23 protein-coding genes are annotated in these 22682 nt (G+C 37.6%); all 23 read right to left on the bottom strand.

Going from position 1 to position 22682, the window contains the following annotated elements; translation table 11 throughout:
- Positions 1-4: 4 nt before the first annotated feature.
- Positions 5-1309: an FADH(2)-oxidizing methylenetetrahydrofolate--tRNA-(uracil(54)-C(5))-methyltransferase TrmFO gene (trmFO, locus tag VK90_RS15000; RefSeq protein ID WP_048373913.1), complete on the bottom strand. Its 1305-nt coding sequence runs from the start codon at positions 1307-1309 to the stop codon at positions 5-7.
- Positions 1310-1357: 48 nt separating this feature from the next.
- Positions 1358-3436 carry a type I DNA topoisomerase gene (gene topA / locus VK90_RS15005; RefSeq protein WP_002173098.1) on the bottom strand — a complete coding sequence of 693 codons (2079 nt, stop codon included), beginning with the start codon at positions 3434-3436 and terminating at the stop codon, positions 1358-1360.
- Between the two features lie 144 nt (positions 3437-3580).
- Positions 3581-4450, bottom strand: coding sequence for a DNA-processing protein DprA (dprA, locus tag VK90_RS15010; RefSeq protein ID WP_048373916.1), 870 nt, complete (start codon positions 4448-4450; stop codon positions 3581-3583).
- A gap of 88 nt (positions 4451-4538) precedes the next feature.
- Positions 4539-5441 carry a succinate--CoA ligase subunit alpha gene (gene sucD / locus VK90_RS15015; RefSeq protein ID WP_000115186.1) on the bottom strand — a complete coding sequence of 301 codons (903 nt, stop codon included), beginning with the start codon at positions 5439-5441 and terminating at the stop codon, positions 4539-4541.
- 19 nt (positions 5442-5460) lie between these two features.
- Positions 5461-6621 carry an ADP-forming succinate--CoA ligase subunit beta gene (gene sucC / locus VK90_RS15020; RefSeq protein WP_002173100.1) on the bottom strand — a complete coding sequence of 387 codons (1161 nt, stop codon included), beginning with the start codon at positions 6619-6621 and terminating at the stop codon, positions 5461-5463.
- Between the two features lie 194 nt (positions 6622-6815).
- Positions 6816-7589 (bottom strand): ribonuclease HII, encoded by a 774-nt coding sequence (locus tag VK90_RS15025; protein WP_002173101.1) that lies wholly within the window; start codon positions 7587-7589, stop codon positions 6816-6818.
- Between the two features lie 56 nt (positions 7590-7645).
- Positions 7646-8536: a ribosome biogenesis GTPase YlqF gene (gene ylqF / locus VK90_RS15030; RefSeq protein WP_002173102.1), complete on the bottom strand. Its 891-nt coding sequence runs from the start codon at positions 8534-8536 to the stop codon at positions 7646-7648.
- Between the two features lie 20 nt (positions 8537-8556).
- Complete coding sequence (gene lepB, locus VK90_RS15035; RefSeq protein ID WP_025148333.1) at positions 8557-9108, bottom strand: signal peptidase I; 552 nt, start codon at positions 9106-9108, stop codon at positions 8557-8559.
- A 101-nt stretch (positions 9109-9209) separates the two neighbouring features.
- Positions 9210-9554 (bottom strand): 50S ribosomal protein L19, encoded by a 345-nt coding sequence (gene rplS / locus VK90_RS15040; RefSeq protein ID WP_001186517.1) that lies wholly within the window; start codon positions 9552-9554, stop codon positions 9210-9212.
- 146 nt (positions 9555-9700) lie between these two features.
- Positions 9701-10435: a tRNA (guanosine(37)-N1)-methyltransferase TrmD gene (trmD, locus tag VK90_RS15045; protein ID WP_002173104.1), complete on the bottom strand. Its 735-nt coding sequence runs from the start codon at positions 10433-10435 to the stop codon at positions 9701-9703.
- Positions 10435-10950, bottom strand: a complete 516-nt coding sequence (gene rimM, locus VK90_RS15050) for a ribosome maturation factor RimM (protein ID WP_002173105.1) — start codon at positions 10948-10950, stop codon at positions 10435-10437. Before rimM ends, trmD begins: the two co-directional genes overlap by 1 nt.
- A 121-nt stretch (positions 10951-11071) precedes the next feature.
- The gene (locus VK90_RS15055; RefSeq protein ID WP_000737397.1) at positions 11072-11299 is read right to left on the bottom strand and encodes a KH domain-containing protein; all 228 of its coding nucleotides are present in this window, start codon (positions 11297-11299) and stop codon (positions 11072-11074) included.
- 14 nt (positions 11300-11313) lie between these two features.
- Positions 11314-11586 (bottom strand): 30S ribosomal protein S16, encoded by a 273-nt coding sequence (gene rpsP / locus VK90_RS15060; protein ID WP_000268750.1) that lies wholly within the window; start codon positions 11584-11586, stop codon positions 11314-11316.
- 101 nt (positions 11587-11687) lie between these two features.
- Entirely contained in the window at positions 11688-13037 is a 1350-nt protein-coding gene (gene ffh, locus VK90_RS15065) for a signal recognition particle protein (RefSeq protein ID WP_002173106.1), read from the bottom strand.
- 12 nt (positions 13038-13049) lie between these two features.
- A complete protein-coding gene (locus VK90_RS15070) occupies positions 13050-13382 on the bottom strand; it encodes a putative DNA-binding protein (RefSeq protein ID WP_000891061.1) in 333 nt (110 codons plus the stop codon).
- 133 nt (positions 13383-13515) lie between these two features.
- Positions 13516-14505: a signal recognition particle-docking protein FtsY gene (gene ftsY, locus VK90_RS15075; RefSeq protein WP_002173107.1), complete on the bottom strand. Its 990-nt coding sequence runs from the start codon at positions 14503-14505 to the stop codon at positions 13516-13518.
- 14 nt (positions 14506-14519) lie between these two features.
- Complete coding sequence (smc, locus tag VK90_RS15080) at positions 14520-18089, bottom strand: chromosome segregation protein SMC (protein ID WP_048373921.1); 3570 nt, start codon at positions 18087-18089, stop codon at positions 14520-14522.
- A 148-nt stretch (positions 18090-18237) separates the two neighbouring features.
- The gene (rncS, locus tag VK90_RS15085) at positions 18238-18975 is read right to left on the bottom strand and encodes a ribonuclease III (RefSeq protein ID WP_048373923.1); all 738 of its coding nucleotides are present in this window, start codon (positions 18973-18975) and stop codon (positions 18238-18240) included.
- A gap of 57 nt (positions 18976-19032) precedes the next feature.
- Positions 19033-19266, bottom strand: coding sequence for an acyl carrier protein (acpP, locus tag VK90_RS15090; protein ID WP_000786062.1), 234 nt, complete (start codon positions 19264-19266; stop codon positions 19033-19035).
- A 69-nt stretch (positions 19267-19335) separates the two neighbouring features.
- On the bottom strand, positions 19336-20076 hold the full coding sequence (fabG, locus tag VK90_RS15095) for a 3-oxoacyl-[acyl-carrier-protein] reductase (RefSeq protein ID WP_048373926.1): 741 nt from the start codon (positions 20074-20076) through the stop codon (positions 19336-19338).
- Positions 20076-21020: an ACP S-malonyltransferase gene (gene fabD, locus VK90_RS15100; RefSeq protein WP_025148324.1), complete on the bottom strand. Its 945-nt coding sequence runs from the start codon at positions 21018-21020 to the stop codon at positions 20076-20078. Before fabD ends, fabG begins: the two co-directional genes overlap by 1 nt.
- 14 nt (positions 21021-21034) lie before the next feature.
- Positions 21035-22027, bottom strand: a complete 993-nt coding sequence (gene plsX, locus VK90_RS15105) for a phosphate acyltransferase PlsX (protein WP_048373928.1) — start codon at positions 22025-22027, stop codon at positions 21035-21037.
- Positions 22024-22617, bottom strand: coding sequence for a transcription factor FapR (gene fapR / locus VK90_RS15110; protein ID WP_000747352.1), 594 nt, complete (start codon positions 22615-22617; stop codon positions 22024-22026). Before fapR ends, plsX begins: the two co-directional genes overlap by 4 nt.
- Positions 22618-22682: the final 65 nt, after the last annotated feature.

Here is a 22682-nt window from a genome sequence, read left to right on the forward strand (position 1 = left end):
TTAATTAAATATTTACAAAATTTTGAATTGTTTCTAAAGCGCGTGTAGCATATGCTTCATTTCGCTCTTGTTTCTTTTTAATTTTCTTCTCTAACGGTGCAAATAAACCGAAGTTTGCATTCATTGGCTGGAAGTTTTTCGCATTTGTCGCAGTAATATAATTTGCCATACTTCCCATTGCAGTTACAGGTGGTAATACAACTGGCTCTTCACCTTGTACAAGTCGAGCAGCGTTAATACCCGCTAATAATCCTGATGCTGCTGATTCAACATAACCCTCTACCCCAGTCATTTGACCAGCGAAGAATAAATCATCACGTTGTTTATATTGATATGTTGGACGAAGCAAATTAGGCGAATTAATAAACGTATTACGATGCATTACACCATAACGTACAATCTCTGCGTTTTCTAGTCCTGGAATTAGCTGTAACACTTCTTTTTGTGGCCCCCACTTTAAATGTGTTTGGAAGCCTACAATATTGTATAATGTTCCTGCTGCATCATCTTGACGTAACTGAACAACCGCATATGGTGTTTTCCCTGTTTTCGGATCTTCTAACCCAACAGGCTTCATCGGTCCAAATACTAACGTCTGTCTTCCTCTACTTGCCATAACTTCTACTGGCATACAACCTTCAAAGAAAATTTCTTTTTCAAATTCTTTTAAAGGCACTGTCTCAGCAGCAATTAAAGCCTCATAAAAGCGATCGAACTCTTCTTCTGTCATTGGACAGTTTAAATATGCCGCTTCACCTTTATCATAACGAGATTTTAAATATACTTTATTCATATCAATGCTGTCCTTCTCAACGATTGGCGCTGCAGCATCATAGAAATAAAAATAATCTTCACCTGTTAGTTTTTTTAATTGTGCAGAAAGATTTGGAGACGTAAGTGGACCTGTCGCAATAACAGTTGGTCCCTCTGGAATTTCAGTGATTTCCTCATTCATTACAGTTACGTTCGGATGATTTTTCACATATTCAGTCACTTTCGCCGCGAATTCATGACGGTCTACAGCTAAAGCACCTCCTGCTGGTACAGAGCACTCATCAGCCGCACGAATAATGACAGAATCCATTAGGCGCATTTCTTCTTTAATAACACCAACAGCATTTGTTAATGTGTTTGCGCGTAGTGAGTTACTACATACTAATTCAGCAAATTTATCTGTGTGATGAGCTGGTGTTTGTCGCACTGGTCTCATTTCATATAATTTTACTTGGACACCACGTTTTGCAATTTGATAAGCTGCTTCGCTTCCTGCAAGACCTGCGCCAATAACGTTTACTACTTGTGTTGTCATATATATCACCTTTCCTTTTCTTCCCGAAAAAAATGTGAGCAGTTACGCTCACATTTGTTGTTCTTCTTCATAATCACACGAAATACATTGTACTTGCACGCCTTTTTTCAACTTTTTCTCTACGAGCATACCTTCACACTTCGGACATTTACGACCAATCGGCTTATCCCAAGATACAAAGTCACATTCTGGATACGTACCGCATCCGTAGAAAAGACGTTTCTTTTTATTACTACGGCGTTCAATAATTTGTCCTTTATCACACTTCGGACAAGTAACACCGATTTCTTTTACAATCGGTTTTGTATTACGACATTCCGGGAAATTTGAACAAGCCATAAACTTCCCATATTTACCCATTTTAAAGACCATCGGGTGACTACATAATTCACAGTCTTCCCCAGCTGGTTCATCTTTAATTTCCACTTCACGCATTTCTTTTTCCGCTTTTTCTAAGCGCGGTTCAAATCCTACGTAGAAATCATCAACAATTTTCACCCAATTCGCATTTCCTTCTTCTACTTCATCAAGGCTTTGCTCCATATTGGCAGTAAATTCAATGTTAATAATTTCCGGGAAAAACTCTAAAATAAGTTCGATTACTATTCCACCAAGCTCAGTCGGAACGAAGCGTTTATTATCTAAAGCAACGTATCCACGTTTTTGGATTGTTTCAAGTGTCGGTACATAAGTAGACGGTCTCCCAATTCCAAGCTCTTCAAGTGTCCTTACTAGACGAGCCTCTGTATAACGCGGCGGAGGCTGTGTGTAATGTTGCTTCGGTTCTATATCTTTTGAAAATACAGTTTCACCTACTTCTAACGGTGGCAACATCTTATCCTTTTCTTCCGCACCATCATCTTTCGACTCTACGTACACTTTCATAAATCCTGGGAACTTTACAACTGATCCACTTGCACGGAACTGAACATTGTTATTAATGAGTCTCGCTGTAACAGTATCCATTATAGCAGATGCCATTTGACTTGCAACAAATCGCTCCCAAATCAGTTTATACAAACGGAGTTGATCACGACTTAAGAAACTTTTTAGTTCCTCTGGCTTTCTCATTACCGAAGTAGGACGAATCGCCTCATGCGCATCTTGTGCTTTCGACTTTTTCGTTTCTTTCTTCTTCTCTGTTCCTATGTATTCCGCACCAAACGCCTCAGTAATGTAATTACGAGCCTCTGTTTGAGCTGTTTCTGAGATACGTGTTGAATCGGTTCTCATATACGTAATAAGACCTACAGTCCCTTGTTTTCCAAGATCTATCCCTTCATACAGTTGCTGTGCAAGCATCATTGTTTTCTTTGCTCGCATATTTAATTTACGCGCTGCCTCTTGTTGTAAGGAAGATGTTGTAAACGGTAATGCAGGGTTACGCTTTCGCTCTTTTCGCGTTACATTTTCAACCGAAAACGCATTGTCTTTCATCTTTTCGATTATTTCGTTCACTTGTGCTTCGTTCGTTAATTGAACTTTTTCACCATCTACACCGTAAAAGCTTGCTTCAAATGTGTCTTTCCCTTTCACAAATTCTGTTTTAATTGTCCAGAATTCTTCAGGTTCAAAGCTTTGAATTTCTCTTTCACGTTCGATAATTAAACGAACTGCTACAGATTGTACGCGTCCTGCACTTAATCCTTTTTTTACTTTCTTCCATAATAAAGGACTAATATTGTAGCCAACAAGACGATCGAGTATACGCCTTGCCTGTTGTGCATCTACTAAATCCATATTAATTGCACGAGGGTATTTAAATGATTCTTTTATTGCATCTTTTGTAATCTCATTAAATACAACTCGGCAATCTGATTCAACGTCCACATTTAACGTATTTGCTAAATGCCAAGCAATTGCTTCTCCTTCACGATCCGGATCGGCCGCGAGATAGACTTTCTTTGCTTTTTTTGCCGCTGATTTTAAATCTTTTAAAACGGGACCCTTACCACGAATGGTAATATACTTCGGGGTGAAGTTATTCTTTACTTCTATCCCCATTTGGCTTTTAGGTAAATCGCGGACATGTCCCATGGACGCGACGACTTTGTATTTTTTCCCTAAATATTTCTCAATGGTCTTCGCCTTAGAAGGCGACTCCACGATTACGAGGTAATCTGACATGCTAGTGCCTCCTTAAGAGGTGGATTCAAGTCTTCATTAATCTTATTGATTTCTCTTGTTTTTGTCAATCAAGAATGAATATACCATACAGTGCCAATCTACCATTTGTCAATAATTGTTTAATAAAAACATAAAAATATAAAGTTAATTTATAAATTCTTCAAGGATATTCTCTGCATTTCGCACTAGTTTTGCACCTTGTTGAATAAGATGATTTGTTCCCGACGCACTATTTATAAATATAGGTCCAGGAAGCGCAAATACCTCTCTATTTTGCTCTAACGCTAGGTCTGCAGTAATAAGTGATCCACTTCTTGATTTTGCTTCTACAACTAAAACACCTTTACTTATACCACTAATAATTCGATTTCTTTTTGGAAAATACCATTTTTTCGGTGCATAATGTGGGGGATACTCTGTCAATAACAATATATAGTCTTTCCACGTGTCATATAAACTTCTATTCTCCTTTGGATACATATAAGATAATCCTTGTCCTAATATGGCGATTGTCGGGCAATGCTGCCTTACTGTAACTTCGTGAGCAATTATATCTATCCCTCTTGCAAACCCACTAACAATAAGCCATTCCTTTTCAAGTAACGGGTGTAAAATAAACCTCATACTCTCCTTTCCATATAAAGACGGCTCTCTCGTCCCAACAATCGCTAATTTATTTACTTTACTAAGAAAATCCCTCTCCCCTTTTCCATATAAAACAAAAGGGGGATCTTGTATTTCTCGCAATAATTGTGGATAATCCTTATCCCAAATAGTCGTATAAAATATTCGATTTTCTTCTAAATAGGAGATATATTGCAGGAGATTTGAAGTCTGAAGAAAATTTACTAGTTCTGAAGATTTTTCCGAGGATATTCCAGCGTAATATTCAAATTGTTTCGTACTAAAAGTGTATATTCCATTCAATTCCGGATCAATATATAGTAGCCTCTCCATTGCCTTCCAATGATCTGCCAATATGTAATGAAGGTGCAATAATCGTTCTCTTTTCATCTTAATTCTCCTTACCCATAATTTTTATTATGTAAACAGAAAAAAGTGTAAAAAGGCACCTCAAACAAGGAGGTGCCTTTCAAAAAGATTAGTAGTTTTTACAAGTTTCAAATAATCCCTTTTCTTTTAAAACAGAGATTAATGTTTCACCCATAACAGCTGGTGTTTCTGCTACTTTAATACCGCAAGCTTCCATGGTTTTAATCTTTTCAGCAGCAGTTCCTTTGCCGCCAGAAATGATTGCCCCAGCATGGCCCATACGTTTTCCTTCTGGCGCTGTTTGACCACCAATGAAGCCTACAACCGGTTTTGTCATATTAGCTTGTACCCACTCAGCTGCCTCTTCTTCTGCCGTACCGCCAATTTCACCAATCATAATTACAGCATGCGTTTCTTCATCTTCATTAAATGCTTTTAACGCATCAATAAAGTCTGTACCGTTAACAGGATCCCCACCAATACCTACAGCAGTAGATTGGCCAATACCTTCTTGTGTTAACTGATGTACAGCTTCATACGTTAATGTACCAGAGCGAGATACGATACCAACATGACCTTTTTTGTGAATATATCCTGGCATAATACCAATTTTACATTCGTCAGGTGTAATAACACCAGGGCAGTTTGGTCCAAGTAAACGTGTATGTTTACCCGCCATATATCTCTTAACGTTTACCATATCTAATACAGGGATTCCTTCAGTAATACATACTACTAAATCAATCTTTGCATCAACAGCTTCCATAATTGCATCAGCCGCAAAAGCGGGTGGAACGTATACAACTGAAGCGTTTGCGCCTGTTGCTTTCACAGCATCTTCTACTGTATCAAATACTGGTACACCTTCAATATCAGTGCCACCTTTACCTGGTGTTACACCACCGACAATTTTCGTACCGTATTCAATCATTTGTTTTGTATGGAATAATCCTTGAGAACCTGTAATACCTTGAACAATAACTTTTGTATCTTTATTAACTAATACGCTCATTTTTCTCCCCCGCTTTCTATTAGCCCACTAGTGAAACAATTTTTTGTGCACCGTCTGCCATAGATTCTGCTGCAACAATATTTAAACCAGACTCATTTAAAATTTTCTTACCTAACTCTACGTTTGTACCTTCAAGACGTACAACTAAAGGCAACTCAAGACCTACTTGCTTCGTTGCTTCAATAACACCTTCTGCGATAACATCACACTTCATAATGCCACCAAAAATGTTAACGAAGATACCTTTTACATTTTTATCAGAAAGGATAATTTTGAATGCTTCTGTAACTTTTTCAGCTGTCGCGCCGCCACCAACATCTAAGAAGTTAGCTGGGTCACCATGGTAATGTTTAATGATATCCATTGTAGCCATTGCTAAACCTGCACCATTAACCATACAACCGATATTTCCATCTAAAGGAATGTAGTTTAAGTCATATTTAGAAGCTTCAATTTCTTTTGAATCTTCTTCATCAAGATCACGAAGTTCTAAAATGTCTTTATGGCGATATAACGCATTAGAATCAAAGTTTAATTTTGCATCTAATGCCATTACTTTACCGTCACCTGTTGTAACAAGTGGATTAATCTCAGCGATAGAGCAATCTTTTTCGATAAACGCACTATATAAGCCCATCATAAACTTCACAGCTTGTCCTACAAGCTCTTTTGGAATATTGATATTAAACGCGATTCGACGCGCTTGGAAACCTTGTAAACCTACTGCTGGATCAATATATTCTTTAAAGATTTTTTCAGGTGTTTTTTCTGCTACTTCTTCAATTTCTGTTCCACCTTCTTCAGATGCCATTAAAACAACTTGAGAAGTTGCACGATCTAATACAAGACCTACATAATATTCTTTTTTAATATCGCAACCTTCTTCGATAAGTAAGCGTTTTACTTCCTTACCTTCAGGACCTGTTTGATGTGTCACAAGTGTAGTTCCTAAAATGCTTTCCGCATATGTACGAACTTCTTCTAAATTTTTCGCAACTTTTACTCCGCCAGCTTTGCCGCGTCCACCAGCGTGAATTTGTGCTTTAACTACACATACATCCGTTCCTAATTCTTTCGCTGCTTCTACAGCTTCTTCTACTGTAAATGCAACCTTCCCGTTCGGAACGCTAACCCCATAGCTTCTAAGGACTGCCTTACCTTGGTACTCATGGATATTCATGGTCCCATCCTCCCCTGTTTTCCTGTTTTACTCGAAAAGTTTTTTAATGTTTAAAAAACATTACATTGCCATTGTATAAGATGATTGGCACGCTGTCTACAATAAAGTGTCAGAAAACTGAAATCGCTTTATTCTTTTTTGAAAATAATAATGTTCATATACCAAAATAAAAAAATAAGCTGTATATTCACAGCTTATTTTTGAATCATATCTTTAATTGGTGCGAATGATTTCCGATGTTCCTCTAGTACTCCATGCACTTCAATCGCTTCTAAATGCTGTTTCGTCCCATATCCCATATGTTGTTCAAATCCATATGCAGGATACTTTTCACCTAATTCTTTCATCATACGATCTCTCGTCACTTTCGCAATAATAGATGCAGCCGAAATAGAGACACTTTTCGCATCACCTTTAATAATTGATGTTTGCGGAATTGATGTAGGAAGCTTCATCGCATCGATTAATAAATATTCTGGTGTACATGATAAATTAGCAACAGCATCTAACATCGCTTGCTTCGTTGCTTGATAAATATTTATTTCATCAATAACTTGTGGTGATACAATGCCAACTCCAATCGCAATCGCATGGTCTTTAATTTCATCATAAAAACGCTCACGCTTCGCTTCACTTAATTTTTTCGAGTCATTTAATCCTGGAATATAAAAATCTTCTGGGAGGATGACAGCCGCCGTCACAACCGGTCCAGCTAACGGTCCTCGGCCCACTTCATCAATGCCAGCAATGTATGTGAGACCTTTTTCACGTAAGGCATTTTCATACTTTGACATTTCTAAAAATTTTTCTCTTTCTTTTTGTGCTAATTCTTTTTGTTTATACCACTTCAAAATTAGTTTTTGAACACCTTTTCGCTCATCTTTCAATAACAGTTGAAAATGTTCATCCTCTTCACTCATAATTTCTTGCAGTAAACATTCAGCTTTTTGAATAGTCATTTTTTGCATATATGTACACTCCCTTTTAAACGTAACCAAAAAGAAAAGACGCACAAACGCACGTCTTATACTTCTTCTACTTTTTCCACTTCTTCTACCTGCTCTGCAAACTCTTCTGGTGTCTCAAACGTCATTCTTCCAAGTTTACCACCACGAAGTTCACGAAGTATAAGCTCAGATGTTTTATCATAATCAATCATTCCGCCGCCCATTAAGCAACCTCTGTTTTTTCCGATTGCATCAAATAACTCCACGATATCTTCTGGAATCTCATTTAAATTATATCGCTCTTTCAAACGTTCTGGATAATGTTTCTCCATAAAACGTAATGCGTAAACAGCTACATCTTGTAAATTTAAAATTGAATCTTTAATTGCACCCGTTGTCGCTAAACGAAGACCCACTAATTGATCTTCAAATTTAGGCCATAAAATACCCGGTGTATCTAACAGTTCCATTTCTTTCCCAACTTTAATCCATTGTTGGGCTGTTGTCACACCTGGACGATCTCCTGTTTTAGCAATATTTTTCTTCGCCAACTTATTAATTAACGTAGATTTACCAACATTCGGTATACCTACAATTAATGCACGAATTGCTCTCGGTCTAATACCTTTAGCAACCATTTTGTCAAATTTTTCTTTAACCAACACTTTACAAGCCGCTGTAATTTCCTTCATCCCTTGTCCAGCTTGTGCGTTAATTGAAATTGCCATATGACCTTTTTCTTTAAAGTATGCAATCCACTGCTTCGTTAGACGGTCATCCGCCATATCCGCTTTATTTAAAACAACAAGTCTTGGTTTATGTGTAATAATTTCATCAATCATTGGGTTTCGAGATGATAAAGGTAATCGAGCATCTACAAGCTCAATTACAACATCAATTAACTTTAATTTTTCGGTTACTTGGCGTCTAGCCTTTGCCATATGTCCCGGGAACCATTGAATTACCATGTTGCCACCTTCTTTTTCTTTTATTTCACAATACGTGCATCTTTTAACGGCCAATATAACATATTTGCTTTACCAATCACTTGGTCCATTGAAATTGTACCAATTGAGCGACTATCTTTACTAAAACGACGATTATCGCCTAAAACAAATAATTGACCTTCTGGAACAGTTTTCTTTCCTGTCATTTCTTCAAGAGTAAAATCATATGTAAGCGGTCCGTCAGCAAGTTGTTTTTTCTGCTTATCTAAATACGGCTCCTCATAAGGTTTCCCGTTAACATATAGTTTATCATTACGGTATTCGATTTCATCGCCTGGTAGGCCAATAATACGCTTAATATAATCTTTTTCTTCCGTCGCTCGGAATACAATAATATCAAAGCGCTTCGGATCACCTATGTGATAGCCAATTTTATTAACAATCATTCGATCACGGTCATGTAAAGTCGGCGACATCGATACACCATCTACGAGAATTGGGGCAAAGAAAAACTGTCTAATTACGCCCGCTAATACAATGGCAATCAAAATTGCTTTAATCCATTCCCAAAGTGAACTCTTCTCTTTCTTCATGCTTTTCCCCTCCACAGTTATGTAAGCTGTTCGTATTATATCAAAATTTCATATAGATTGGAAAAAGGGAGCTTGCGTATTTACAAGCTCCCATACATGTCTTATCGAATTTCTTTAATACGTGCTTTTTTACCGCGAAGGTTACGTAAGTAGTATAACTTAGCACGACGTACTTTACCACGGCGAAGTACTTCGATGTTCGCGATTCTTGGCGTGTGAACTGGGAATGTACGCTCAACACCTACGCCGTAAGAAATCTTACGAACTGTGAATGTTTCACTGATTCCGCCACCACGACGTTTGATTACAACACCTTCGAAAAGCTGAATTCTTTCACGAGTTCCCTCAACTACTTTTACGTGTACACGTAAAGTGTCTCCAGGACGGAATGAAGGAAGGTCAGTTTTTAATTGGCCTTTTGTAATTTCTGCGATTAATTGTTGCATATTAAATTCTCTCCTTTAAACAGATGCTCTTATAAAGTCTTATTAAATTACAGCGGAACATCGTTAATACGGCTACTGATTTCAGTAGCACAAATGTTATAATAGCATATTGTTAGGACTGTTGCAACAGAAAATATATCAAGTCCTTATTGGTCTTCTTTAATCTGTTCCAGCCATTTCTCTTCTTGCTTAGATAATTCTCGTTCTTCCAATAAATCCGGTCTACGTGTGTAAGTACGACGAAGCGATTCTTTATGGCGCCATTCATCAATGTTTTTATGATTTCCTGACATTAATACATCCGGTACCTTCATACCACGAAAATCAGCAGGACGTGTATAATGTGGGTGCTCTAACAAACCCGTGCTAAAAGAGTCTTCCACTTGTGACGTTTGATTCCCAAGTACTCCTGGTAAAAGACGTACAACACTATCAGTAACTACCATAGAGGCTAATTCTCCACCCGTTAATACGTAATCACCAATAGAAATCTCATCTGTTACAAGATGTTCACGAATTCTTTCATCGTATCCTTCATAATGGCCACATACAAAAATAACATGCTCTTCTCCAGCAAGCTCTTCTGCCTTCTTCTGCGTGAAACGCTCTCCTTGTGGACACATTAAGACGATTCTCGGTTTACGGTCTGTTTCCTTCGTTAACTCTTCCACCGCATCAAAGATAGGTTGCGGGGTTAATACCATCCCAGCGCCCCCACCATACGGATAATCATCTACACTATTATGCTTACTAGTTGTATAATCACGGAAATTGACAACACGAAGCTCTACCGCTTCTTTTTCTTGTGCTTTCTTTAAAATTGAAGACCCAAACACACCCGTAAACATATCTGGAAACAATGTTAAAATGTCAATTTTCATTATAGCAATCCTTCCATTACATGAATGGTTACTAATTTATTTTCAATGTTAACTTGAAGTACAACGTCATCAATATAAGGAATTAAAAGATCTTGACCCTTTGGACGTTTAATCACCCAAACATCATTTGCACCAGGAGATAGAATCTCTTTGATTGTCCCTAACGCTTCTCCTTCTTCCGTTACAACGTTGCAACCAATAATTTCATGATAGTAGTATTCACCTTCAGCTAGTTCGCCTAACTGCTCTTCTGGTACTTTTATTAAAGAACCTTTAAATTTCTCTGCTTCATCTACATTGTTGTATCCTTCAAATGTTAATAAATCAAATGTCTTATGTTGACGATGAGAAGTTACCTTCACAGTAAGGTAGTCTGTACCTTTCTCATTCCATATGTATAACGTGTTTCCTACCTTATATCGCTCTTCTGGAAAATCAGTACGAGAAATAACACGAATTTCTCCTCTTACGCCATGAGTATTTACAATTTTCCCTACGTTAAACCATTTTGTCATAAATAGTATGTCACCCCTGGTTTCTATATAAATTAAGCATTTCCATTTCATATACGGAACATGCAATCTCTCTTTAAATGTTAAAAAAGGGAGAGGAAATAACTCCTCGCCCTTTTTACGTTTATTGAATTTCCAGTGTTACTTTTTCATCATTATGATGTCCCACTGAATACAAGAGCATTCGAATTGCTTTCGCAACTTTCCCTTGCTTTCCAATGACTTTTCCAACATCCTCAGGATGTACAGTTAATCGATACTTTATCTCTCCGTTGTAAAGTTCCTGTGTAACTTTTACATCTTCAGGATGATCGACAAGAGGCTTGACAATCGTCTCGACTAACTTCTTCATAGTCATTGCCTCAATTACTTACCTTGTTTAGATAAGTGGAATTTCTCCATGATACCTTGGTTAGAGAATAGGTTACGAACTGTATCAGATGGTTTAGCACCGTTTCCTAACCATTTTAATGCTGCTTCTTCGTTGATCTTAACTTCAGCTGGTTGAGCAACCGGATTGTAAGTACCGATTTCCTCAATGAAACGTCCGTCACGAGGAGAACGAGAATCTGCAACAACTACACGATAGAAAGGAGTTTTTTTAGCTCCCATACGTTTTAAACGAATTTTAACTGCCATTTATAAAGCACCTCCGAATTTATTTCACACAGATAATTATATTAGCAAAAAGACTATTGCTTTGTAAAGTATTTTTTCTTAACAGAGCCATCTTTTTTTCCTTACATGAATGGAAACTTCAATCCACCTAGTCCTTTTTTCTTACCTTTTTGCATTCCAGTCATCGTCTTCATCATTTTTTTCATATCATCAAACTGCTTGATTAGACGATTGATTTCTTGTACTGTTGTACCGCTACCTTTGGCAATGCGCTTTTTACGACTAGCATTGATTATTTCCGGTTGTTCTCGTTCTAATTTAGTCATAGAACGAATAATTGCCTCAATATGCCCAATTTGTTTTTCATCAACTTGCGCATTTTTCAGCCCTTTAATTTTATTTGCACCAGGAAGCATTCCTAACAATTCATCAAGTGGTCCAAGTTGACGCACTTGTCCAAGTTGTTCTAGGAAATCGTCAAGCGTAAACGAAAGCGTACGCATTTTTTGCTCAAGTTCTTTTGCTTTCTCTTCATCAACTGTAGCTTGCGCTTTTTCAATTAATGTTAAGACGTCGCCCATCCCTAAAATACGGGATGCCATACGTTCTGGATGGAACGCTTCAATTGCATCTAGTTTTTCACCCATACCAGCAAATTTAATTGGTGTATTTGTTACAGCCTTAATAGATAATGCCGCACCACCGCGCGTATCACCATCTAATTTCGTTAATACAACACCTGTTAATCCTAACTGTTCATGGAAACTTTGTGCTACATTTACCGCGTCTTGTCCTGTCATCGCATCGACAACAAGGAAAATTTCATCCGGTTTCGCAACTTCTTTGACTTTCGCTAATTCATCCATTAGTTCTTCATCAATATGCAGGCGACCCGCTGTATCGATTAAAACATAATCGTGATGATCTTCTTTTGCTTTCGCAATCGCTTGTTTCGCAATTTCAACAGGACTTACTTGATCTCCTAAGGAGAAAACAGGCATGTCCAATTGCTTCCCTAATGTTTCAAGCTGTTTAATCGCTGCTGGACGGTAAATATCCGCTGCAACAAGCATCGGTTTACGATTATGCTTTTTACGAAGCAAATTCGCAAGCTTACCTGTCGTCGTTGTTTTACCCGCACCTTGCAGACCAACCATCATTATAACAGTAGGTGGCTTATTAGCAACAGCAATTTTGCTTTGCTCTCCGCCCATAAGTTCTGTAAGTTCTTCCTGTACGATTTTAATTACTTGTTGTCCAGGTGTCAAACTTTTCATTACATCTTGTCCGACAGCACGCTCAGACACACGCTTTATAAAATCTTTTACTACTTTAAAGTTAACATCCGCTTCTAAAAGAGCTAGACGAACTTCTCTCATCATTTCTTTCACATCGGCTTCAGAAACTTTTCCTTTGCCGCGGATTTTTTGCATTGTCTGTTGAAGTCGGTCGGCTAATCCTTCAAATGCCATATTGCCGCCCTCCTAATCTAATTTTTCGATAGCTTCAACAACTTGTTTCATTTCTTCATTCACATGCTCTTCTTCGCTGATTAGCTGTTTTAGCTTTGCAACAAGTCGCTGTCGCTCTTGAAACTTTTGAAGTAATACTAATTTATCTTCATATTCTTCAAGCATCGCTTCAGTCCGTTTAATGTTATCATACACGGCTTGGCGACTTACATCAAATTCTTCCGCAATTTCACCAAGAGATAAATCATCTAGATAATAAAGCGACATATAACTTCTTTGTTTTTGCGTTAACAACGATTGATAAAAATCAAATAAATAGTTCATTCTCGTTGTTTTTTCGAGCATGTTGGATCATCCTTTGTTAAGTGATTTCCCTTTACATGAATTAGTTTACATGGAGTATAAAAGAGTGTCAAGTTTTTTTCTTAACATCACATGTTTTTTATAGAAAAAGAAGCGGAAATACCGCTTCTTTCGCTTACACTTCTTCTGTTTCTACTAAGTTCGCAAATAAACCATAAACATATTGCTCTGGATCAAACTGCTGCAGATCATCCATTTGCTCTCCTAATCCTACAAACTTCACCGGAACATCCATTTCGTTACGAATTGCTAATACGATACCACCTTTAGCTGTTCCATCTAACTTTGTTAAAACAATACCAGTAACATTCGTTGCTTCACGGAATGTTTTCGCTTGGCTTAAACCATTTTGTCCTGTTGTTGCATCTATAACTAGTAATACTTCATGGGGAGCCCCTGGTACTTCACGCTCAATTACACGCTTCACTTTCTCTAACTCTTTCATTAAGTTTACTTTGTTTTGTAAGCGTCCTGCTGTATCACATAGCAACACATCCACTTTACGAGCCTTTGCCGCTTGTACAGCATCGTACATAACCGCAGCTGGGTCAGATCCTGATCCTTGTTTAATTACTTCTACACCAACACGATCGCCCCATACTTCTAATTGTTCAATCGCCCCAGCACGGAATGTATCTCCTGCCGCTAATAGGACAGACTTACCTTCCGATTTAAATTTATGTGCAAGCTTACCAATTGTCGTCGTTTTCCCAACACCATTAACACCAACAAATAAAACAACTGTTAATTGATTCTCTTGTATATTAACTTCATTACTAAAATCGCTGTCACCTTTGTAAATTCCCACTAACTTCTCAGAAATAACAGCCTGTACTTCTTTCGGATCTTGAATGTTACGACGTTGCACTTCTTCTTTCAGCTGATCAATTAATTCCATCACCGTCGAAACTCCGACATCTGCACTAATTAAAATTTCTTCTAATTCCTCAAAGAAATCTTCGTCTATTTTACGGTAACGATACACTAAGTCATTTACTTTATCAGCAAATGAATTTCTCGTTTTTTCTAATCCTTGTTTAAACTTCTCTGTTACCGTATCTGTTTGTTTTGAAATTTTTTCTTTTAATTTTTTAAAAAAGCTCATACTTCCCATCCTTCCTATTTACTTGCCACAAGTTCTTCTCCATCATCTAAACGAACAGAAACAAGCTTAGACACCCCTGATTCTTGCATTGTTACACCATACAGTACATCAGACTCTTCCATTGTACCTTTCCGGTGTGTAATTACAATAAACTGCGTTTCATCACTAAATTTCTTTAAATACTGTGCAAAACGAGCAACGTTTGCCTCATCAAGAGCCGCTTCCACTTCATCTAGCACACAGAATGGAACTGGGCGTACTTTTAAAATACCAAATAAGAGCGCAATTGCCGTTAAAGCACGCTCTCCACCTGAAAGTAAACCTAAGTTTTGTAATTTCTTCCCTGGCGGTTGCGCTACGATATCAATACCAGTATTTAATAAATCTTCTGGATTTGTCATTACTAAATCCGCTCTTCCGCCTCCGAATAATTCAGAGAATACAGATTGAAACTCCGTTCGAATGCCTTCAAACGTGGTAGAAAAGCGTTTTTTCATCTCTTCATCCATTTCCGTAATAAGTTGATGCAATGTCGATTTCGCTTCTTCTAGGTCATCTCTTTGCTCTAGCAAGAATGTGTGACGCTCTGCTACACGCTCATATTCATCAATTGCCCCTAAGTTTACTGTGCCTAACTCTTCGATGGATAGTTTAATTAGTTTCACCTTTTTACGTGCATCTTCTGCAGGCATCGTCATTGTATACTTCAGTTTTGCAGCTTCAAATGAAATAGTATATGTTTCACGCAAATGTTGCAATCTATTTTCCAACTCTACATCAAGTCGGTTAATCTTCACTTCTTGATCTTTCAACATCTCAAGAATATATTTATGTTTACCTATTGTTTCTTTCACATTGCGTTCTAAATACTCTACTCTCTCTTGTAATGTTACGCGTTGTTCACGGCGAGAACGAATTAACTCCGAAGTTTGATTACGATCATACGCTTTCTTCTCAATCATATTCGTAATTTGTTCTTCACCACTTGAATTAGATGTCATCTCTTGTTTTAAGAATGCTAAATCTTCTTTCGTTTTTACAAGCGTCGCATCTGTCTCTTCTTTTTCCTTCGTCAATCGTTCAACTTTTTCTTTTTGATTAGACAAACGCTGTTGTTGTTCAGCCGCTTGTACTTTTAGCTCAGTCATTTCCTTCTGAACTTTTTCTTTCGAAGAATGTTGCTCACTCTTTTGTTTCGTTAAAGCGACGATTTTGCTATCTAATTCCGTAATCTCTGCTTGAAGAGTCGCTAAAATCTTTTCTAACTCTTCTTTACGCCCTTGCATTTTTACTTGATCTTGTAAAAATCCTTCAATCTCTAAATCGTAAATAGATAAACGATCATTAATACGATGTTCTTCTAATTCTAAACGACTAATTTCTTCTCTTAATTTCTGTTCATCTACACGCTCTGTTTCTACACCTTGTCGTAGTTCGCGTATTTGTACTTCTTTTTCTTGAATCTCTTGCTTTACTGCTTTAACAAAGTTTTCTAACTTCGTTGTTTTTTCTTCCATATCAGCTAGCTTATTAGTCCATTCTTCCAGTTCACGTTGACGCCCCAATATAGAGGATTTCGCTTGTTTTACAGCTCCACCAGTCATAGAACCGCCCGGATTCACTACGTCACCTTCGAGCGTTACAATACGATAGCGGTATTGCAGTTGTTTCGCTAATTCATTTGCTCCGCGTAAATCTTTCGCAACAACAACAGTACCTAATAAATTTGAAACTACATTCTCATATTTATTATTGTACTGCACAAGTTCTGCCGCCACACCAACAAACGATGGATGCTGATTCACAATGCGTAATTGATCAAATGATAACGATCTACTTTTAATAACAGCTTGAGGTAAAAACGTTGCACGGCCATGTTTATTTTGCTTTAAAAATGCAATTGCATTACGAGCATGTTCTTCTGTTTGTACTACGATATGTTGCATCGCTGCCCCAAGGGCGATTTCCATTGCGATTTCATATTCTTTCGGCACAGTCAGAAGTTCTGCAACCGCTCCTTCAATGCCTTGTAACCTATTTTCTCTAGCCTTTAATACTTCACGTACTCCTTGATAGAAACCAGAATAGTCCTCTTGCATCTCTTCTAGCATTTCTTTTCGTGAGCGCGCCTGTTGCACAAATTGATACGCTTGATACAGTTTCGTTTCATTTTCACTATACTGCGACTTACATTTCCCAAGCGCAGCTTCTGTCTTCTGTATGTCGGAAATAATGCCAGCTACTTTCTCTTTCACTTGCTCATAACTTTCTACAAGTTTCGCCTTTTTCGCTGTAATTTCCATACGCATCTGTACATATTTTTCATTTTCTTCATCAAGTCGTTCATTTTTAGAGTTTTGCTGTTTAGATTGTTCTTCAATCATAGATAATTCATTTCGATGACTTGCTTGTTGATTTAAAAGTTCAATATAATCACCTTTTAAATTCTCAATCTGTTCCTCTAAATTCTCGGCAAAAGTTGCAAGTAGTTGCTCGTTATCATGCAATTTTGTCTCCAACTCTTTTACTTGATTCACAAATTGCATTAACGCTTCTGTACTTGTTTCAATTTCACCATCATAACTTTTAGCTTTCTCTGCCAACTCAACAATTAGTTTTTCAAGTTGCTCACAATGCGTCGTTGCATTTTGCTTTCTTTCCTTTAACAACTCACGCTGTCCTTCTAGTTTTTCTAGCTCTTTACTAGAAAGAAGGAGAACTTCTTGTAAGGAGTCTACAGATTCATCAACCGCTTGTAATTGCCCACGTAATTCCTCAAGTTCTTCTTCACTTTTTTGTAAGTTCGTCGACATTTTGGCTTCTTCATCTTTATTATGCCCAAATTGATTTCGAAGCGCTTCCCACTTTTCATGTAATTCTTCAATTTCATGCACAATAAGCGCAGCTTCTACTTTCTCTAATTCTTCTTTTTTCTCAAGATAATCGTTCGCAATAGAAGCTTGTCTTTCTAGTGGTTCTACTTGACTACTTAATTCGTGAATAATATCTTGTACACGATTTAAGTTTTCTTGTGTTTCCGCCAATTTCCCTTCAGCTTTCTTTTTACGAAGTTTGTATTTCAGCACACCCGCAGCTTCTTCAAATACACCACGACGTTCTTCTGATTTACTACTTAAAATCTCTTCGACTTTCCCCTGGCTAATAATTGAAAAAGCTTCCCTTCCCATACCAGAGTCCATAAATAAATCAATAATATCTTTCAATCTACAAGATTGTTTATTAATATAAAAATCACTATCACCCGAACGAGATACACGACGCGTTACACACACCTCGTTATACTCAATCGGTAAGCGTTGGTCTTCATTATTTAAAGTTAATGTAACTTCAGCAACATTAACCGCTCTTCTCGTATCACTGCCAGCAAAAATAATATCCTCCATCTTTGCACCGCGTAATGATTTTGCAGATTGTTCACCAAGTACCCAGCGAATTGCATCAGTAATATTACTTTTCCCGCTCCCGTTAGGTCCTACTACAGACGTTACACCTGGAACAAAATCGACAGATACACGCTCAGCAAAAGATTTAAATCCTGCTATTTCTAATCTTTTTAAAAACACGAAAGGCCTTCCTCCTATTCTCCGTTGTTATAAACGTTGTCTGTACGAAAACAAGCTACTATACGGATTTCCCCATCCTTTTATTTACAAATAAAAGGAAAGTTTCATTCTATGCATAAGGAATCCCCCTCATTCAAAGGGGGATTCCTTATGATTGTTCTTTTAATTTTTTCAATGCTTCTGCAGCAGCTTGTTGCTCTGCCTCTTTTTTTGACTTACCACTCCCAAGACCTAACGCCACGTTATTTAATGTAACACGTGACACAAATTCTCGGTTGTGGGCCGGTCCTTTTTCTTGCAAAATTTGATACTCAATATTGCCACTACCATCACGCTGAATCAATTCTTGCAATTGACTCTTATAATCCATCACATGAGAAAAAGCACCTTCATTAATTTTTGGATATACAACTTCTTTTAAGAATCCCCAAACTGTTTCTAGCCCTTGATCAAGATAAAGGGCACCAATAAACGCTTCAAAGACATCCGCTAATAAGGCTGGTCGTTCACGTCCACCCGTCATTTCCTCACCTTTTCCTAATAAAACAAGGCTACCAAATGACATTTCGTTTGCAAAACGAACAAGAGATGGCTCACATACAATAGCTGCACGTAGTTTTGTTAACTCTCCTTCGCTCATTGTCGGATATTTTTGAAACAGATACTGTGATACAGTGAGTTCCAATACAGCATCACCAAGAAATTCAAGACGCTCATTGTCCTCATGCGGTTTTTTTCGATGCTCATTCACATACGATGAATGCGTAAATGCTTGAATCAATAATTTTTCATCTGTAAACGTAATACCTATCTTTTCTTGAAATACTTTAAAAGCTTCACGATATTTTGCTTCGTATTTTTTTTCTCTATGTTTTCGGTACGGCATAGGTCCCTCCAGATATAAGCCGAGAAGCCCCGTTAAAAAACGGGACTTCACTCAACATTATAGATGACTCTCTATGTAAGTCACAGCATCGCCAACAGTAGCAATCTTTTCAGCATCTTCATCAGAAATTTCCATTTCGAATTCATCTTCTAATTGCATTACAAGTTCTACTACATCTAGGGAGTCTGCGCCTAAATCTTCTTTGAAGCTTGCAGCTGGTACTACTTCAGTCTCTTCTACACCTAAACGATCAACGATGATTTTTGTTACACGCTCTAATACATCTGCCATTCCATTCACCTCCCCTCAAATATTATATTAAATATTGTCCAAAAAAACTAGGTGAAATCCATTCTTTTATTACATTACCATACCGCCATCAACATTTAACGTTTGGCCTGTAACATATTTGCTTTGATCAGAAGCAAAAAACGTTACAGCATTTGCGATATCTTGCGCTTCACCAAACTGAGCAGCAGGAATTACTTTTAACATTTCTTCTTTTATTTTTTCATCCAAAACATCCGTCATATCAGTCGCAATAAACCCTGGAGCAATTGCATTTACAGTAATACTTCGGCTCGCTAACTCTTTTGCCGATGTTTTTGTTAATCCAATCACACCAGCTTTAGCAGCAACATAGTTTGCTTGCCCTGGGTTTCCGATAACCCCAACAACTGAAGCAATATTTATAATTCGACCGTGACGTTGACGCATCATATAACGAGATACTGCTTTCGTACATAAGAAAACACCTTTTAAGTTTGTATTAATAACTGTATCCCATTCCTCTTCTTTCATACGCATTAATAAATTATCTTTTGTTACACCTGCGTTATTTACAAGAATATCAACTTGTCCAAACGTATCTACAGTTTGTTTTACCATATTTGTAACATCATCAGCATTTGCAACATCTGCTCTTACTGCAATTGCATCCGAACCTAATTTCTTTATTTCATCAACGACTTCATTCGCCTTTTGCTCATTACCAGCATAATTCACTACAACATTTGCCCCTTGTTTCGCTAAATCAATCGCAATTGCACGACCAATTCCACGTGATGCACCAGTTACTAATGCTACTTTCCCTTTTAACATCAGCTTTCTCCTCTCAAATTTGAAATGGTATCTTTTAATGTCTCTTCATCATATATCGCATATGCTTTCACTGAAGAATCAATTGACTTCATAAGACCAGCAAGTACTTTTCCAGGTCCGATTTCAATAAATGTATCTACCCCTTGATTCACCATGTTCTCAATAGATGGGTACCATAATACAGGCGAATAGAGCTGTTCAATTAGCTTTTCTTGAATATCTGTACCACGTGTAATAACGTCTGCCGTAACATTTGCAATAACAGGAATATCCGTGTCTTGAATTGTAATTTCATTTAAAACACTTTGGAACCTATCAGCAGCTGGCTTCATAAGCGAGGAATGAAACGGTCCACTTACTTTTAGCGGAATTGCTCTTTTAGCACCATTTTCTTTCGCTCTCTGAGAAGCAAGTTCTACTCCTTGCTTTGTTCCAGAAATAACAATTTGCTTCGTGCTATTCATATTAGCAATTTGTACTGCATATCCTTCACTTGTTACTTCTTCTGTAACTCGTTTCAGCATATCCGGATCTGCACCTAAAATAGCTGCCATTGCACCTTCCCCGCCTGGAACTGCTTCTTCCATATATTCGCCACGTTTCCTTACAGCATATACAGCGTCTTCGAAAGTTAATGCACCCGCCGCTACAAGAGCGCTATATTCACCTAAACTATGTCCTGCGACAAAGTCAGGTATAATATCATACTCCTTCAAAGCTGTTAAAATTGCAAAACTCGTTGTTAATAATGCAGGTTGCGCATTTGTCGTTAATGTTAACTTTTCTTGCGGTCCTTCAAAAATCACTTCTGAAAGAGAATCATGCAAAACTTCATCCGCTTTTGCAAATACTTTTGCAACCTCTTTATTATTCTCCGCTAACTGTCTACCCATTCCAACTGCCTGTGAACCTTGGCCCGGAAAAAGAAATGCTATTTTTCCCATTTCAAATCCTCCTCTTATTGAAGCGGCTCCTTCTCCATTACACTTGAAATTGTAGGAATTACTTCTTTCGCTACCATTTCTCTCGTTTGACGAATCGCACTAAATATCGATTGGTCATTAGAAGAACCGTGAGCCTTAATGACAGGAGCTTTCAATCCAAATAACGCCGCTCCTCCATACTCCGAATAATCCATTTTATCTTTTAATACCATAAGTTTTGGTTTTAATACTGCTGCTGCTAATTTGCTCGTAAATGAACTCATTAGTTGCTCTTTTAACATAGAGAATAACGCAAGTGCTGTTCCTTCTAATGATTTCAACGCTACATTACCCGTAAAACCATCACATACAACAACGTCTGCTACACCTTGCAATAAGTCTCTTGATTCAACGTTTCCAACGAAATTAATTGGCGCATCCTTGAGCATAGCAAATACTTGTTTTGAAAGCTCGTTTCCTTTACCATCCTCTGTTCCAACGTTCAAAAGTCCAACGCGAGGGTTTTTAATCCCTCTTACCTTCTCTGCGTAAACAGATCCCATTACTGCATATTGATATAAATGAATTGGTTTTGCATCAACGTTTGCTCCAACATCTAACATAACAAAACCTTCTCCATCAACAGTTGGCATTGTAGGTGATAAAGCTGGCCTTTCAATCCCTTCCATACGACCGACAACAAACAATCCAGCCGCCATTAAAGCTCCTGTACTTCCTGCTGATATACAAGCATCCGCAACACCATCTTTTACTTGCTGCGCTGCAAGTACCATTGAAGCTTGTTTCTTTCGACGAACCGCTCTTACTGGTTCATCTGTCGCTTCGATTTTTTCATCTGTATGAAGTATAGTAATTCGCTCTTCAATCGTTAAGTATTGACGAATTTCCTCTTCTTTCCCTACTAACGTAATATGTATATCTGAATATTCCTTAATAGCTTTCATTGCTCCTAATACTACAGCCTTTGGAGCATGATCGCCTCCCATTGCATCTATTGCGATTTTCATAAGTTGTTACCTTCCTCACTATAATTACTAGATCGATACATTTCAAAAGTGCCTGTAAAAACAAGTTCTTCTCCAACAAAGCTTCGCACTTTGACAACCGTCCGTCCTTTATCATTCTCTACATCCTCAACACGCGCTTTTGCAACAACACGCTCTCCTAATTTTACAGGACGAATGTATCGAATGGTAGACTTTGCAGTTAAAGCTAATTCTTCATCAATAACCGCAACAGCTAGTGAGTTTGCTTGTGCAAACAAATGATGCCCACGAGCAATTTGATTTCTTTTAAATACATGTTCTACCTTTACTTCAAAGATAGAAATAGCATGTCTATCTAATTCTATATCGATAATTTCTCCGACAACCTCTTCTAACGGTAAAGATTTCACATCTTCTTCATGTTGCTTTGTAGCTACATGCTTAATTCGCTCTCTTAATTCAGGAATAGATAATTCCATACGATCAAGACGAACAGTTTGTATGCTCACCTGAAATTTTTCAGCTAAATCTTCATCCGTAATAAAAGGATTCGTTTCTATTGTTTGTTGTAATAATTCTTGTCTTTCTTTTTTACTTCTTCTTTTTTTCATACCGCACCATCCATTTTTATGACTAGGTACTAACAGTAGTATATAATCATTAAAAGTAGAATGCA

It is taken from the genome of Bacillus sp. LK2, from assembly GCF_001043575.1.
In the GTDB taxonomy this organism is placed as follows: Bacteria; Bacillota; Bacilli; order Bacillales; family Bacillaceae_G; genus Bacillus_A; species Bacillus_A paramycoides.

What these genes read in the sequence shown, in the direction of transcription:
- rpsP (WP_000268750.1), bottom strand. Translation starts at nt 11,586, where the DNA reads ATGGCAGTTAAAATTCGTTTAAAACGTATGGGAGCTAAAAAAACTCCT.
- VK90_RS15055 (WP_000737397.1), bottom strand. Translation starts at nt 11,299, where the DNA reads ATGAAGAAGTTAGTCGAGACGATTGTCAAGCCTCTTGTCGATCATCCT.
- fabD (WP_025148324.1), bottom strand. Translation starts at nt 21,020, where the DNA reads ATGGGAAAAATAGCATTTCTTTTTCCGGGCCAAGGTTCACAGGCAGTT.
- rplS (WP_001186517.1), bottom strand. Translation starts at nt 9,554, where the DNA reads ATGCAACAATTAATCGCAGAAATTACAAAAGGCCAATTAAAAACTGAC.
- ffh (WP_002173106.1), bottom strand. Translation starts at nt 13,037, where the DNA reads ATGGCATTTGAAGGATTAGCCGACCGACTTCAACAGACAATGCAAAAA.
- fabG (WP_048373926.1), bottom strand. Translation starts at nt 20,076, where the DNA reads ATGTTAAAAGGGAAAGTAGCATTAGTAACTGGTGCATCACGTGGAATT.
- ftsY (WP_002173107.1), bottom strand. Translation starts at nt 14,505, where the DNA reads ATGAGCTTTTTTAAAAAATTAAAAGAAAAAATTTCAAAACAAACAGAT.
- rncS (WP_048373923.1), bottom strand. Translation starts at nt 18,975, where the DNA reads ATGCCGTACCGAAAACATAGAGAAAAAAAATACGAAGCAAAATATCGT.
- rimM (WP_002173105.1), bottom strand. Translation starts at nt 10,950, where the DNA reads ATGACAAAATGGTTTAACGTAGGGAAAATTGTAAATACTCATGGCGTA.
- trmFO (WP_048373913.1), bottom strand. Translation starts at nt 1,309, where the DNA reads ATGACAACACAAGTAGTAAACGTTATTGGCGCAGGTCTTGCAGGAAGC.
- ylqF (WP_002173102.1), bottom strand. Translation starts at nt 8,536, where the DNA reads ATGGTAATTCAATGGTTCCCGGGACATATGGCAAAGGCTAGACGCCAA.
- trmD (WP_002173104.1), bottom strand. Translation starts at nt 10,435, where the DNA reads ATGAAAATTGACATTTTAACATTGTTTCCAGATATGTTTACGGGTGTG.
- plsX (WP_048373928.1), bottom strand. Translation starts at nt 22,027, where the DNA reads ATGAAAATCGCAATAGATGCAATGGGAGGCGATCATGCTCCAAAGGCT.
- VK90_RS15070 (WP_000891061.1), bottom strand. Translation starts at nt 13,382, where the DNA reads ATGCTCGAAAAAACAACGAGAATGAACTATTTATTTGATTTTTATCAA.
- dprA (WP_048373916.1), bottom strand. Translation starts at nt 4,450, where the DNA reads ATGAAAAGAGAACGATTATTGCACCTTCATTACATATTGGCAGATCAT.
- sucD (WP_000115186.1), bottom strand. Translation starts at nt 5,441, where the DNA reads ATGAGCGTATTAGTTAATAAAGATACAAAAGTTATTGTTCAAGGTATT.
- lepB (WP_025148333.1), bottom strand. Translation starts at nt 9,108, where the DNA reads ATGAAGAAAGAGAAGAGTTCACTTTGGGAATGGATTAAAGCAATTTTG.
- topA (WP_002173098.1), bottom strand. Translation starts at nt 3,436, where the DNA reads ATGTCAGATTACCTCGTAATCGTGGAGTCGCCTTCTAAGGCGAAGACC.
- acpP (WP_000786062.1), bottom strand. Translation starts at nt 19,266, where the DNA reads ATGGCAGATGTATTAGAGCGTGTAACAAAAATCATCGTTGATCGTTTA.
- VK90_RS15025 (WP_002173101.1), bottom strand. Translation starts at nt 7,589, where the DNA reads ATGCAAAAAATGACTATTCAAAAAGCTGAATGTTTACTGCAAGAAATT.
- fapR (WP_000747352.1), bottom strand. Translation starts at nt 22,617, where the DNA reads ATGAAAAAAAGAAGAAGTAAAAAAGAAAGACAAGAATTATTACAACAA.
- sucC (WP_002173100.1), bottom strand. Translation starts at nt 6,621, where the DNA reads ATGAATATCCATGAGTACCAAGGTAAGGCAGTCCTTAGAAGCTATGGG.